Annotated in this window: 12 protein-coding genes; 10 read left to right on the plus strand and 2 right to left on the minus strand. The window is 67.6% G+C overall.

Going from position 1 to position 12,745, the window contains the following annotated elements:
• Positions 1-7: 7 nt before the first annotated feature.
• Positions 8-871, minus strand: coding sequence for a sugar phosphate isomerase/epimerase family protein (locus tag jaqu_RS16050; protein ID WP_043920013.1), 864 nt, complete (start codon positions 869-871; stop codon positions 8-10).
• Entirely contained in the window at positions 868-1,806 is a 939-nt protein-coding gene (locus tag jaqu_RS16055) for a sugar-binding transcriptional regulator (RefSeq protein ID WP_043920014.1), read from the minus strand. The genes jaqu_RS16050 and jaqu_RS16055 overlap by 4 nt, the downstream gene beginning before the upstream one ends.
• A 101-nt stretch (positions 1,807-1,907) precedes the next feature.
• Here jaqu_RS16055 and jaqu_RS16060 point away from each other — a divergent pair, with 101 nt between their 5' ends.
• The 10 genes from jaqu_RS16060 to jaqu_RS16105 all read left to right on the plus strand — a co-directional run bounded on the left by jaqu_RS16060 (position 1,908) and on the right by jaqu_RS16105 (position 12,738).
• On the plus strand, positions 1,908-3,401 hold the full coding sequence (locus jaqu_RS16060) for an FGGY-family carbohydrate kinase (RefSeq protein WP_043920015.1): 1,494 nt from the start codon (positions 1,908-1,910) through the stop codon (positions 3,399-3,401).
• Entirely contained in the window at positions 3,398-4,402 is a 1,005-nt protein-coding gene (locus jaqu_RS16065; RefSeq protein WP_043920016.1) for a thiamine pyrophosphate-dependent dehydrogenase E1 component subunit alpha, read from the plus strand. Before jaqu_RS16060 ends, jaqu_RS16065 begins: the two co-directional genes overlap by 4 nt.
• Positions 4,399-5,388: an alpha-ketoacid dehydrogenase subunit beta gene (locus jaqu_RS16070; protein ID WP_236687879.1), complete on the plus strand. Its 990-nt coding sequence runs from the start codon at positions 4,399-4,401 to the stop codon at positions 5,386-5,388. Before jaqu_RS16065 ends, jaqu_RS16070 begins: the two co-directional genes overlap by 4 nt.
• Entirely contained in the window at positions 5,376-6,560 is a 1,185-nt protein-coding gene (locus jaqu_RS16075; RefSeq protein ID WP_043920017.1) for an alpha/beta fold hydrolase, read from the plus strand. The genes jaqu_RS16070 and jaqu_RS16075 overlap by 13 nt, the downstream gene beginning before the upstream one ends.
• A 73-nt stretch (positions 6,561-6,633) precedes the next feature.
• Complete coding sequence (locus jaqu_RS16080) at positions 6,634-7,614, plus strand: autoinducer 2 ABC transporter substrate-binding protein (protein WP_043920018.1); 981 nt, start codon at positions 6,634-6,636, stop codon at positions 7,612-7,614.
• Between the two features lie 50 nt (positions 7,615-7,664).
• The gene (locus tag jaqu_RS16085; RefSeq protein WP_043920019.1) at positions 7,665-9,161 is read left to right on the plus strand and encodes a sugar ABC transporter ATP-binding protein; all 1,497 of its coding nucleotides are present in this window, start codon (positions 7,665-7,667) and stop codon (positions 9,159-9,161) included.
• A gap of 34 nt (positions 9,162-9,195) precedes the next feature.
• Entirely contained in the window at positions 9,196-10,185 is a 990-nt protein-coding gene (locus jaqu_RS16090) for an ABC transporter permease (RefSeq protein WP_084629973.1), read from the plus strand.
• Positions 10,182-11,141: an ABC transporter permease gene (locus jaqu_RS16095; RefSeq protein ID WP_043920021.1), complete on the plus strand. Its 960-nt coding sequence runs from the start codon at positions 10,182-10,184 to the stop codon at positions 11,139-11,141. The genes jaqu_RS16090 and jaqu_RS16095 overlap by 4 nt, the downstream gene beginning before the upstream one ends.
• Complete coding sequence (locus jaqu_RS16100) at positions 11,138-12,139, plus strand: dihydroxyacetone kinase subunit DhaK (RefSeq protein WP_043920022.1); 1,002 nt, start codon at positions 11,138-11,140, stop codon at positions 12,137-12,139. The genes jaqu_RS16095 and jaqu_RS16100 overlap by 4 nt, the downstream gene beginning before the upstream one ends.
• Positions 12,136-12,738 carry a dihydroxyacetone kinase subunit L gene (locus jaqu_RS16105; RefSeq protein WP_043920023.1) on the plus strand — a complete coding sequence of 201 codons (603 nt, stop codon included), beginning with the start codon at positions 12,136-12,138 and terminating at the stop codon, positions 12,736-12,738. The genes jaqu_RS16100 and jaqu_RS16105 overlap by 4 nt, the downstream gene beginning before the upstream one ends.
• The last annotated feature ends 7 nt before the right edge of the window (positions 12,739-12,745 follow it).

Consider the following 12,745-nt stretch of genomic DNA (forward strand, 5'->3'; position numbering starts at 1 on the left):
CCGGTTCCTAGTCGCCCGGTTGCCACAGACCATATTGGATCGCCTTGTTGCGAAGAAACGGAAGGCCACGCTCCAGAACCACGTCGCGGCTTTCGGCGACCGGGCGCCAGACGGCAAGGCCGTGCGCGATCTCGGGAGGCATGTCGATGAAGCTCTCCATCGCGAGCCCGCCCTCGAAGCCGATCGCGGCCAGGGCGCCATAGACCTCGTCCCACCGGACATTCCCGGCCCCCGGTGTCCCCCGGTCGGACTCCGAGAGATGAATATAGGCCAGATGCTCTCGGGCCTCGAGGATCCCGAGCGCCATACCGCGCTCCTCGATATTCATGTGATAGGTGTCGAGGTGAAGGAAAAGGTTCGGCGCTCCGACCCGCTCGATCATTTCGACGCCTTGGCGCGCCGTGTTCAGAAGATGGGTCTCGTATCGGTTCACCGGCTCGATGCCGAAGCGCATGTCCAGCTTGGCCGCGTGGGCCGCCGCCGCATCCAGGGTGCGGGCAGCGTTATCCAGTTCGACCGCGGTCGGGGGGGCGCCGGTCGTCTCGCCGATGCCGCCGAAGGTCACGCCGGACAGGGCCTCGGCCCCCATCGCATGGGCCACGTCCAATGCATTCGTCAGGAAAGCGACCGCCCCCTCGGGTCCATGACGCGAGGGCCAGACCGCTTGGGGCAGACCGAGAGAGCAGACCGCCCGAAGTCCGGCCTTCTGCAGCAGGCCACGAGAATGGGCCGGATCGACGTTATCCGGCGACAAGAGCGCGATCTCGATGAAGTCGAAGCCGTGATCAACGGCCGCCGCGACGGCACGTTCGGCGCCCGCCCGATCCCAGGACATGGTCCACATGCTCGTATGAACGCCGAAGCCCTTCATGCGTCATCCTCCATCAATGCCGTTGCCAGTGTCTCGTCCGCGATCAGCCGGTCCACGAACCCCGCGCGAAGGACGGCGCGGGTCGCCCGTCTCTTCGCCGTTCCCGCGGCGAGCATCGTCACCTCCGACCGGCGGAGGTCATCCAACCCGATCGAAGGCGCGCGCTCGTTGAGATCCACGGGCGCAAGCGTGCCGTCCTCCCGGAAGAACTTGCCCGTCGTATCCGCCACCGCCCCGGCCGCCGCCAGCCGCGCCAGATCGCCGTCATCCAGAACGCCCGACATCGACAGAAGAGAGCCGGGGCCGCCCTCGCCGACCGAGATCACCATGCGGGACGCCGTCCGCGCGACGTCCAGCGCCTCGCGGACCAGCCGCTGTGACTGGATCCGCGCGGCGTCTTCGGGGGTGTCGGCGAGGAAGGGCGCGGGCAGGAACAGAGCCTGCCCTCCGGCCGAGGCCGCGATACGCGCGCAGACGTCGATCGGCCCGTCATCGCCGGTTCGGACCATGGCCCCCATCAGCGAGACGACGCGCAGATCGGGATTTCGGCCCCCGGGCCAGGCATCGGCCATCGCGGCGAGCGTTCGGCCCCAGCCGACCCCCAACACGCCGGCCTCTCCGACGATCGCGTCGTCCAGCCATCGCGCCGCCACCGTCCCCACCGCGCGCCGCACGGCAGCGGGATCAGAACCTGGATCGGGGGCGACAAGGGCGTCCGACAGGCCGAAGCGCTCTCTCAACTCCTCTGCCAAAGCCAGGGTCGTGGCATTCTCATGATCCAGCGTGACCCGCACGAGGCCCGCCTCGCGGGCTTCGGACAACAGCCGCAGAACCTTGAAACGCGACAGGCCGAGACGCTTGCCGACCTCGTCCTGACTCAGCCCGCCGACATGGTAGAGCCAGGCCACCCGGACGCGCGTCTCCTCCCCCGCCATCGCCGTCTCCTTGACTCGTCGCAGGTTCGAGATACACAAATGTGTGTTGTCTGCACAATTGTGCAGTTGCAGCAGAGCAGTCGCAGCGAGGGGAGGCGCATGTGACGGGAACCCATGTGATCGGCATCGACGGCGGGACGGAAGGCCTGCGCGCCCGCGTCTTCGACCTGACAGGCCGGTCGCTTGGGGACCACTCCGCGCCCTACGAGACCGACTTTCCCGCGCCCGGTCGCGCCGAGCAGGACCCCGACGCGTGGTGGCGTGCCTGTGGAGAGGCCGTGCGCGGCGCGGTCGCCGCTTCGGGCGTGGACACGGGCAGCATTGCCGCCCTCGCCTGCGACACCACAAGTTGCACCGTCGTCGCGCTGGACGAAGACGGCGCGCCGCTCAGGCCATGCCTGCTCTGGATGGACGTCCGCGCCCACGAGGAGGCGGCGGATATCCTCGCCACGGGCGATCCGGCCTTGCGGGTCAATGGCGCCGGGGCGGGACCGCTCTCACCGGAATGGATGCTGCCCAAGGCCTTGTGGATCAAACGGAACCAGCCTGACATCTTGGCACGCGCGACAAAGGTCGGCGAATACCAGGATTTCCTGACATTCCGACTGACGGGTCGCTGGTGCGCCTCGTTGAACAACCTGACGATGCGCTGGCACTATCAGACGCAGCATGGCGGATGGCCCGATAGCCTGCTCGCCCGCCTGGATCTGTCGGATCTACGCGAGAAGTGGCCCTCGGATATCGCCGCACCGGGGGAAGTGGTGGGCCCCCTGACACCGGCGGCGGCGGATCATCTGGGATTGTCCACCGGCGTTCAGGTCGTTCAGGGCGGGGCGGATGCCTTTATCGGAATGATCGGTCTGGGCGTCACGCAGCCGGGCGACCTCGCGCTCATCACCGGGTCGTCGCACCTGCAATTGGGCATCGCCGCCGGAGAGACCCACGCGGCCGGTGTCTGGGGCACCTATGCCGATTGCGTCTACCCTGGTCGCCCGGTGATCGAGGGGGGCCAGACCTCGACCGGGTCGATCATCGCGTGGTTCAAGCGCAACTTCGCGCCCGGTACGCCTTACGACGACTTGAACGCCGCGGCTGCCGCCCTGCCTCCGGGGGCCGAAGGCCTGCTGGCGGTCGATCATTTCCAGGGCAACCGCACACCTCACACGGATGCGCTGGCCCGTGGCGCGATCACCGGCCTGACCCTGAAGCACAGCCCCGCCCACGTCTATCGAGCCCTGATCGAAGGGGTTTGCCTGGGGACCCGCGCCATCGTCGACGCTTTCGGCGATGCCTTCGAAGCCAAGCGCATCGTCGTCGCGGGCGGCGCCACCAACGCGCCGTTCTGGTTGCAGATCCACGCCGACACGCTGGGCCTGCCGCTTGAGATCACCGAACAGCCAGAGGCGCCGTGCCTGGGCTCGGCGATCCTGGCCGCTTATGGCGCCGGGGCCTTCGACAGCATCGACGCGGGCTGCGCCGCGATGGTCCGCACGGCTCGGGTGATCGAGCCGGACATGGACGCGCACGCGGCCTACGCCCCGATCTACGACCGCTACCGAACGGCCTATCACGCCCTGAAAGAAGTTCGCGAATGAGCCGGGCCAACGACGCACATATCGCGCGCTACCGCACCATGCGCCGGATCCGCACCTTCGAAGAGCGGGTGGGCGAGTTGTTCCTCAAGGGCGAAAGCGCGGGCTCGATGCTGCACCTCTCCATCGGAGAGGAGGCCGTGGTCGGCCTGACCGACCATATGCGCGACGGCGACACGTTCACGACGCATCACCGCGGTCACGGGATCTTTCTGGCCCGCGGGGCAGATCCGGCGCGGATGCTGGCCGAGATCGGGGGGCGGGGGTCCGGCTATTGCCGGGGCAAGGGCGGCTCGATGCACATCGCGGATCGCGGTCTGGGCCATCTGGGCGCCAATGCCATCGTAGGCGGTGGAATCCCCCATGTCGTGGGGGCCGGCATCTCTGCGCGAAATGCCGGGTCCGACGCGGTGTCTGTCGCCTTCTTCGGGGACGGCGCGATGAGCCAGGGCATCCTGTACGAAGCGAAGAACATGGCCGCGCTCTGGAAGCTGCCGGTCGTGTTCTGCTGCATCAACAACCAGTACGGGATGGGGACGCGGGTGGACCGTTCGGCCGGACATCGCGACTTCCCGGCGCGTGCAACCGCATTCGGTTTGAACGGTGCACGCGCCGACGGTGCAGAGGTCGAAGAGGTCTTCGAGGCCGCGCAGGATGTGATGGACGGCGCCCGGAACGGCCGCGCCGGATTTCTGGAGATCGACGCCTATCGCTTCCACGGGCACGCGCGGATGGACAAGTCGCCCTACCGCAGCCCCGAAGAAGAGGAGGAGGGCCGTCAGCGCGACCCCCTTGCCCGCGCGCGGAACCGGATCGGCGACGATATCACGCTCGACCGGATCGACGACGAGGCGGAAGCGGAGATGGACAAGGCGATGGAAGACGCGATCGCGGCGGCTCCTCCGGACCATGCGAGCATGTTCGAGGACGTCTATGCCGAGGGGACGCCCCCGCCGCGCCCGCAACGCGAAAGACTGATGGACATTCTGGGAGAGAGCGCGTGACGACGACCTATCGTGACGCGCTTAGACAAGCGCTCGTCGACGCGATGGAGGACGACGATTCCGTCATCCTCTTGGGCGAGGAGGTGGGGCTTTACGGGGGGGCCTATGGCGTGACCAAGGGCCTGCTCGACCGCTTCGGAGAGACGAGAGTCATCGACACGCCGATCTCGGAGCCCGGGATCGTCGGCGCCGCCATCGGCGCGGCGATGACCGGACTGCGGCCCGTGGCCGAGATCATGTATGTCGACTTCGCGGGCCTCGTCATGGACCAGCTTGCCAATCAGGCGGCGAAATCGCGCTACATGTTCGGAGGTCAGATCGGCGTGCCGATGGTTCTGCGAACGCAAGGGGGAACCGGACGGTCCGCCGCCGCACAGCACTCGCAGAGCCTGGAGGCATGGATGATGCACGTCCCCGGCCTGCGCCTCGCCATGCCCGGCACGGTTTCCGACGCCTACCATCTTTTGCGCGACGCCCTGCGCCAGCCCGATCCGGTCTGCTTCATCGAGCACAAGGGGCTCTACACCCTGAAGGGAGAGATCGGACCCGAGCCCGACGCGCCCTGGGGCCAGCCCGCGATCCGCCGCAAGGGGACGGATCTCACGATCGCCACCTATTCCCGGATGCTGCAGGAGGTCCTGAAGGCCGCCGAAGCCCTCGCGCCCTCGGTCGAGGTCGAAGTGATCGACCTGCGGACCCTGAACCCGCTGGAGGACGAGGTCCTGATGGACAGCGTCCGGCGCACCGGCCGATGCCTGATCGTGACCGAGGCCGTCACGACGGGGTCCGTCGCCTCGGAAATCGCGGCGCGGGTGACCGAGCAGTGCTTCGACTGGCTGGAAGAGCCGCCGCTGCGCCTTGGCGGAGAAGACATCCCCGTTCCCGTGGCGCCGGCGCTGGAAGCCGCGTCGATCCCGGATGCGACCCTGATCGGGGAGACCGCCCGCTGGCTGGTCACGCGAGAGGCACCGTCATGGGCCGCGTGATACTCAAGCTGCCCCGGCTTGGGGAGACGATGGAAGAGGCGCGCGTCACGGAGTGGATCGTCGCGCCGGGTGCATCCTATCGGCGAGGCGATGTTCTGCTGGAGGTGGAGACGGACAAGACCGTCGTCGAGGTTCCCGCCCTCGCAGCCGGAACCCTGCTGGAACGGCTGGTCTCCGAAGGGGACACGATCGAGCTGGATCAGCCGATCGCCGAGGTCGAACAGGAGGCCGACGAGACCAAATCGGACGTGCCGTCACCTTCGGGGCCGACCAGAGAACCGACCGCACCGGACGCATCGCGTGCCCGACGCGCTCGCGCTCCACGGCCGTCGGCGGACCGCGTTCCCGCCTCGCCTGCCGCCCGGGCGGAAGCGCGGCGGTTGGGTGTGTCCCTGGACGGGATCCGCGGGACAGGCCGTCGCGGCCGTATCACGGCGGCAGACGTCGCAGGCGGTGCATCGGACGGCACGGTCGTCCTGATCCATGGGCTCTACGACGACCCGTCCGGCTGGCGCGGGCTGCCTGCGCGGCTGGCGAAGCGCGGCCTGAAGACCACAGCGCTCGCACTACCCGGTCACGGCGCCGGGGCGCCGCCGGTCGACAGCTTCGCCGCCGCAGCCGAGCAACTCTTGGAGCATCTGCCCGCAGGGCCGATCCATCTGGTCGGCCATTCCCTTGGCGCGGCGCTGGCCGCGCGCCTCGCGACGCGGCTCGGGGACCGGGTGCGCAGTCTGACGCTGTTTGCGCCGGCCGGGCTTGGCGCGAAGATCGACGACGGGTTCCTGACCTCGATGGCGAAGGCCCGCGATCCCGAAGCCCTGCGCGCCGCGATCGAGCAGCTCGACGGCGGACCGATCTCGGATGTCGCCCTGAGAGACCGGCTGGAGCGTCATCTCGACGGTCTGGAGGGCCGCGTGCTCCTGGCGAATGCGGTCGCGCGGCACGGCGTCCAGCAGATCGACGTGACCGGAGATCTGGCGTCCGCACCCTGCCCGGTCTCGGTCGTTTTCGGCACCGCGGACCGCGTTCTGGACTGGCGCGACGTCGCGCACCTGCCTGCCGAGGCGCGCATTCACCTGATCCCGGGCGCGGGGCATCTGCCCCATCTCGTCCGGCCCGACCTTGCCGCCGCGCTGATCGCGCCCCGGCCAGACCTTGCGGAAACCGCTTGAACGGCGGAGCCCGCAATTTACCGTGCGTCATGCACGCCCCCGGTGGAGGCCGGGGCGACACAGGGAGGAAGACATGAAGAACCTGACAGTCACCGCGGCCGCATTGGCCACGACGATGCTGGCCGCCCCGGCCTTCGCCGACGCCCATGCCAAGCAGATGGCCACCGTCGTCAAGATCGACGGAATCGCCTGGTTCAACCGGATGCGGGAAGGCGTCGACGAATGGGCCGAGGAGACGGGGAACAACGCCTTCCTCGTGGGACCTGCCCAGGCCGACCCACAGCAGCAGGTCGCGCTGATCGAAGACATGATCGCGCAGGGCGTCGATGCGCTCTTGGTCGTGCCGATGTCGCCCGAGGCGATCGAGCCCGTTCTGGGCCGCGCGATGGAGCAGGGCATCACCGTCATCACGCACGAGGCGGCGAGCCAGCAGAACACCCAATACGACATCGAAGCGTTCCGGAACGAGGATTTCGGCGCCAACCTGATGGACCGCCTCGCCGCCTGCATGGGCGAAGAGGGCGAATATGCCGTCTTCGTCGGCTCTCTGGGCAGCCAGACCCACAACCAATGGGTCGACGGCGCCATCGCCCGCCAGGAAGAAGCCTACCCGAACATGACGCTTGTCGGCGACCGCAACGAGACGGCGGACGACCAGCAGCAGGCCTATGCCCGTGCTCAGGAAGTCCTGCGGGCGCATCCCAACATCAAGGGCATGCAGGGCTCGGCCTCGACCGACGTGGCGGGGATCGGCCTCGCCATCGAAGAACGCGGACTGGAAGACGAGACCTGTGTCTTCGGCACGTCGCTTCCTTCGATCGCCGGTCAGTACATGGAGACGGGCGCCGTTGACGGAATCGGCTTCTGGGATCCGAAGATTGCCGGCAAGGCCATGAACGCAGTCGCGATGATGGTCATGAATGGCGAAGAGATCACCGACGGCATGGATCTCGGGCTTGAGGGCTACGGGAACATCACGCTCGACGGAAAGGTCATCTACGGCGAAGCCTTCGTCGACGTGGATGCGTCCAACATGGCCGATTACGACTTCTGATCGGCGCGCGGGGGGCGGCATCGGCCGTCCCCCGGCAAACGGGAAATCCCATGACCGACACGTCCGCCCCCTTGGTGACGCTCGAAGGCGTGACCAAGAGATATGCCGCCATAACCGCCCTGTCCGAGGTCGACCTGACCATCCGCGCCGGAGAGGCGGTCTGTCTCGCTGGAGAGAACGGATCCGGCAAATCGACTCTGATCAAGGTCCTCGTCGGCGTCGAACGTCCGAGCGCGGGGCGCATCCTCTTCGACGGGGTGCCGCAGACACGGCTGACGCCGACCGCCGCGACCCGGGCCGGGATGCAGGTGATCTTTCAGGATTTCAGCCTGTTTCCGAACCTGTCGGTGGCCGAGAACATCGCCATGACGGCCGAGCGGGCGACAGGCGCGCGTCTCGTCCATCGTCGCCGCGCCCGTGAACGTGCGCGGGAGGTGCTAGACCGGATCGGCGTCGATCTGGACCTCGACGCGCGGGTCGAACGCCTGCCCGTCGCGCACAAGCAACTCGTCGCAATCTGCCGCGCGCTCGCCGCCGATGCGCGCCTCATCATCATGGACGAACCCACCACCGCTCTGACCGAGCGCGAGGTCGCCCGGCTGCTCGATCTGATCCGCAGGCTGAAGGCCGATGGCGTGGCCGTCCTGTTCGTCTCTCACAAGCTGGCCGAGGTCTTGGAAGTCTGCGAGCATGTCGTCGTCCTGCGCAACGGCGAAAAGGTCGCCGATGGCCCGGCAGAGACCTTCGATGCCGCCTCCCTGACCCGGGCGATGACCGGCCGCGACGTGGCCGAGACCCCGCCCGAGCCGCTCGATCCCTCCGCGTCGGACCTTCTTAAGGTCGAAAACCTCACGAAGGACGGCGCGTTCCGCGATGTGTCGCTGACCCTGCGCGCGGGGGAGGTGCTTGGCGTGGCAGGCCTGCTCGGCTCCGGCCGGACATCGCTGGCCAAGGCGTTGTTCGGACTTGCCACCCCGGACAGCGGTCGCGTGACGCTTGACGGGACGGACGTGCCGTTGGGCGACCCCATCGCGGCGGCGGGGGCCGGGATCGGCTACGTGCCGGAAGACCGCCTGACCGAGGGCCTGTTCCTGGAACAATCGATCGCGCGCAACATCGCGGTCGGCCGGCTCGAAGCCCACGCATCCGGCGGCGTCCTGAACCTGCGCGACCTCTGGGAGGAGGCCGCCGAATGGCTGAAACGCCTGTCCGTGAAAGCGCCCGACCCGCAGGCGCCGGTACGATCACTGTCCGGCGGCAATCAACAGCGTGTCGTGCTCGCACGCTGGATGGCGCGTCAGCCCCGCGTCCTGATCCTGAACGGACCGAGCGTCGGGGTGGATGTCGGCTCCAAGGCAGAGATCCACGCCATCATCTCAGACCTCGCCGCACGCGGTCTGGGCGTGATCGTCATCTCCGACGACCTGCCAGAGCTTCTGGGCACCTGCCACCGCATCCTCGTCATGAAGGCTGGCGTGATTACCGACGAGGTCGCCGGCGGCGAAGGCATCACCGAAGACGACCTGAGCCACAGGCTGGCCTCGTGAGGATCGACATGGACCAGATACCATGGAGGCAGGCGTGAAATCATTCGACTGGGCCCGCAACGAAGTGCTCGTCTTCGGTGTGATCGTCGCCTTCTGCGTGCTCGCCGCCGTGTCCGATCCGAACTTCTTGTCGATCCCGACCCTGATCGACCTGATGCGAAACGGGATCGTTCTGGGCATCCTGGCCGTCGCCGCCATGGTGGTGCTTGTCTCTGGGGGGATCGACGTCAGCTTCACCGCCGTCGCGGCCTTTGCCATGTACACGACCACGGTGATCCTGCGTGACGTGGCGCCCGATCTGCCCTGGCCCGTGGCCTTTGCGGTGGCGACCGCGATCGGTGCGGCGCTGGGCGCGATCAACGGTGTCCTGATCGCCGTCTTCGGCCTGCCGACCCTCATCGTGACGCTGGGCACACTGTCGGTCTTTCGCGGTTTCCTTCTGACCTTCGTGGGCACGGTCCAGATTTCAAACCTGCCATCCGGGATGCGGGACTTCAGTCGCCTGATGATGATCCGGGGGACGAACTCGGACGGCAGCTTCTATTCGCTGCCCTGGGCCTTCGCTTTCCTTGTGGCGCTGGTCATCCTGACCTGGTTCATCCTGAACCGCACCATGCTGGGCCGGTCCATCTATGCCATCGGCGGCGCCCCCGAAAGCGCGCGCCGCATCGGGATCGACGTCACGAAGACGCAGATGTTCATCTACATCTATGTCGGTGCGTTGGCCGGATTGGCCGGGATCATCCACGCCTCGACCGCGCGCATCGCCAACCCCTTCGACCTCGTGGGCCTGGAACTGAGCGTGATCGCCGCCGTCGTCCTGGGCGGCGCACGCCTGACCGGCGGCGTCGGCACGCTGACGGGGACATTGCTGGGGGTCGCGCTGATCGTGCTGGTCCGGAACTCTCTGATCGTGATCGGCATCCCGTCGACCTGGCAATCGGTCACGATCGGCGCGCTGATCCTTCTGGGAACCGGCCTGCCCGCCTGGCAGGCGAAACGGGCGGAGGCACGCGCCGCATGAGCCGCATCCTGCATTCCACCGAAGGGCGCCTGGCCCTGATCACGATAGTGGTCTTCGTGCTGATGGCGGCGCTTTCGCCCGAACGGTTCCTGTCGCCTCAGAACCTCACCTCTATGGCGTTCCAGTTTCCCGAATTCGCCATCCTCGCGCTTGCGGTTGCCGTGGCGATGCTGACGGGCGGCATCGACCTGTCCGTGGTCGGGGCGGCCAACCTGTCGGCGGTCGTCGCCGCCCTGTTCATGGCGAACGTCGTCGGGGCCGATGGCGGCGCGGGGATGGTCGCGCTCGCCTTCGTCATGGCTCTGTGCGTCGGACTGGTCGCGGGTCTGTTCAACGGGGTCCTCGTGGCCACGCTGGGCCTGCCGCCGATCTTGGCGACGCTCGGGTCGGGCCTGATCTTCACCGGGTTTGCCATCGCGATGACGGGGGGCAGCGCGGTCATGGGCCTGCCGTCCGCGGCGGCGTGGATCGGAAACGGGACGATCCTGTGGATCCCCGTTCCGCTGGTCGTCTTCGCCCTGCTCGCCGCGGCGCTCGGCTGGCTGATGTCGCGCACGTCCTTCGGGCTCAAGACGCGGATGTTCGGCGCGAACCCGCTGGCCGCGCGCTATGCGGCGATGGATACCGGCGCCGTGCTGATCAAGCTCTATGCGCTCTGCGGGATGCTGTCGGCGGTGGCGGGCTTCATCGTCATGTCGCGCGCCAACTCCGCCAAGGCGGATTACGGGTCGAGCTACCTGCTGCTGGCCGTGCTCATCGCGGTGCTGGGCGGCGTGAACCCCTATGGAGGCTACGGCCGGATCATCGGGGTCGTGCTGGCCGTGCTGTCGATGCAGTTCCTGAGCTCGGGCCTGAACCTTCTCGGCGTCACCAATTTCGCGCGGGAGATGATCTGGGGCGCGCTTCTGATCGCGGTGATGCTGATCAATACACTCGCCAAACGGAGGACATCATGAAGAAGATCCTGAACGATCCGGAAAGCTACGTCGACGAGATGCTGGACGGCCTTTGCGCTGCGCATCCGGAATTCTACCGGCTGGTGGGCGAGGACAAGCGCGCCGTCGCCCGCGCGACGCCGGGGGCCGAAGGCAAGGTCGGCATCGTGACCGGAGGCGGCTCGGGGCACCTGCCGGTCTTCACCGGATATGTCGGACCGGGCCTCTTGGATGCCTGCGCCATCGGCCAGGTCTTCGCCTCTCCGTCGGCCGAGCAGATGGCGGACGCAATCCGCGCTGCGGACCGGGGCGCGGGCGTGCTGCGCCTGTATGGGAACTACGGCGGCGACGTCATGAATTTCGACATGGCGGGCGACCTGGTCGAGATGGACGATATCGAGACGACCACCGTCCTTTTGGCGGATGATGTCGCCTCGGCCCCGCCAGAGGAGGCCGACAAGCGGCGCGGCGTGGCCGGCATGGTCTATGCCTTCAAGATCGCAGGCGCCGCCGCAGAGGCCGGCAAGGACCTGACAGATGTCACCCGCATCGCCCAGAAGGCCGCCGATGCCTGCCGCTCCGTTGGGGCGGCCCTGTCGCCCTGCACCGTTCCGCAGGCCGGAAAACCGACCTTCGAAATCGCCGAGGACGAGATGGAGATGGGCATGGGCATCCATGGGGAGCCCGGCGTCTGGCGCGACAAACTCAAGCCCGCCGACGAGATCGCCGAAGAGATGATGGACCGCCTGCTGGCCGATATCGAGGTCGCATCGGGCGACCGCGTGTCGATCATGGTCAACTCGCTGGGCGCGACGCCGCCAGAGGAGCTGTATATCCTCTACCGCATCGTCAAGAAGCGGCTGGACGGTGCGGGCGCGGACATCGTCATGCCACTGGTCGGTCGTTACGCCACATCGATGGAAATGGCGGGCGTTAGCTTCACGCTCTGCAAGCTGGACGAGGAATTGGAGGGATATCTCAAGGCACCGTGCGACTGCGCGTTCTGGACGGTCAAATGATCGGTGTCGACGATCTGCGCGCAGCCGCTGCACGCCTTAAGGACGCGATGGAGCAGGAATTCGATGCCCTCAATGCGGCCGACGGCAAGCTGGGCGACGGCGATCTGGGCGTCACCATGCGCAGCGGCGCGCGCGAGGTGGCGGCGCGGACGGATCAGATGCCGGACGACGATTTCGGCATGGCGCTGATGAATGCGGCCCAGGCCTTCACCAAGGTCTCTTCCTCCTCGTATGGGACGCTTCTGGCAACCGGCCTGATGGCGGCCGCGAAGGAGACTAGGGGCAAGGCAAGCGTCGAACCCTCGAAGGTCGCGGCCCTGATCGCCGCCGCGCGGGACAAGATGATGGCCCGCGGCAAGGCGGAGCTTGGGAACAAGACCGTGCTCGACAGCCTGCACGCGATGGTCGGCGCGCTGGAAGGCGCGGACGACCCCGCCGCCGCGGCCGTCACGGCCTGCCGCGACGCGCAACAGGCTTTCCGCGACAAGCCCGCCCAGATCGGCCGCGCCCGCATCTTCGCCGAAAAGTCGGTGGGAATGGACGATCCGGGCATGCTGGCGATGACCCGGATCGTCGAGGCGGTGACGGGGCGCAAGTAACCGCTCG

Source organism: Jannaschia aquimarina, from assembly GCF_000877395.1.
In the GTDB taxonomy this organism is placed as follows: Bacteria; Pseudomonadota; Alphaproteobacteria; order Rhodobacterales; family Rhodobacteraceae; genus Jannaschia; species Jannaschia aquimarina.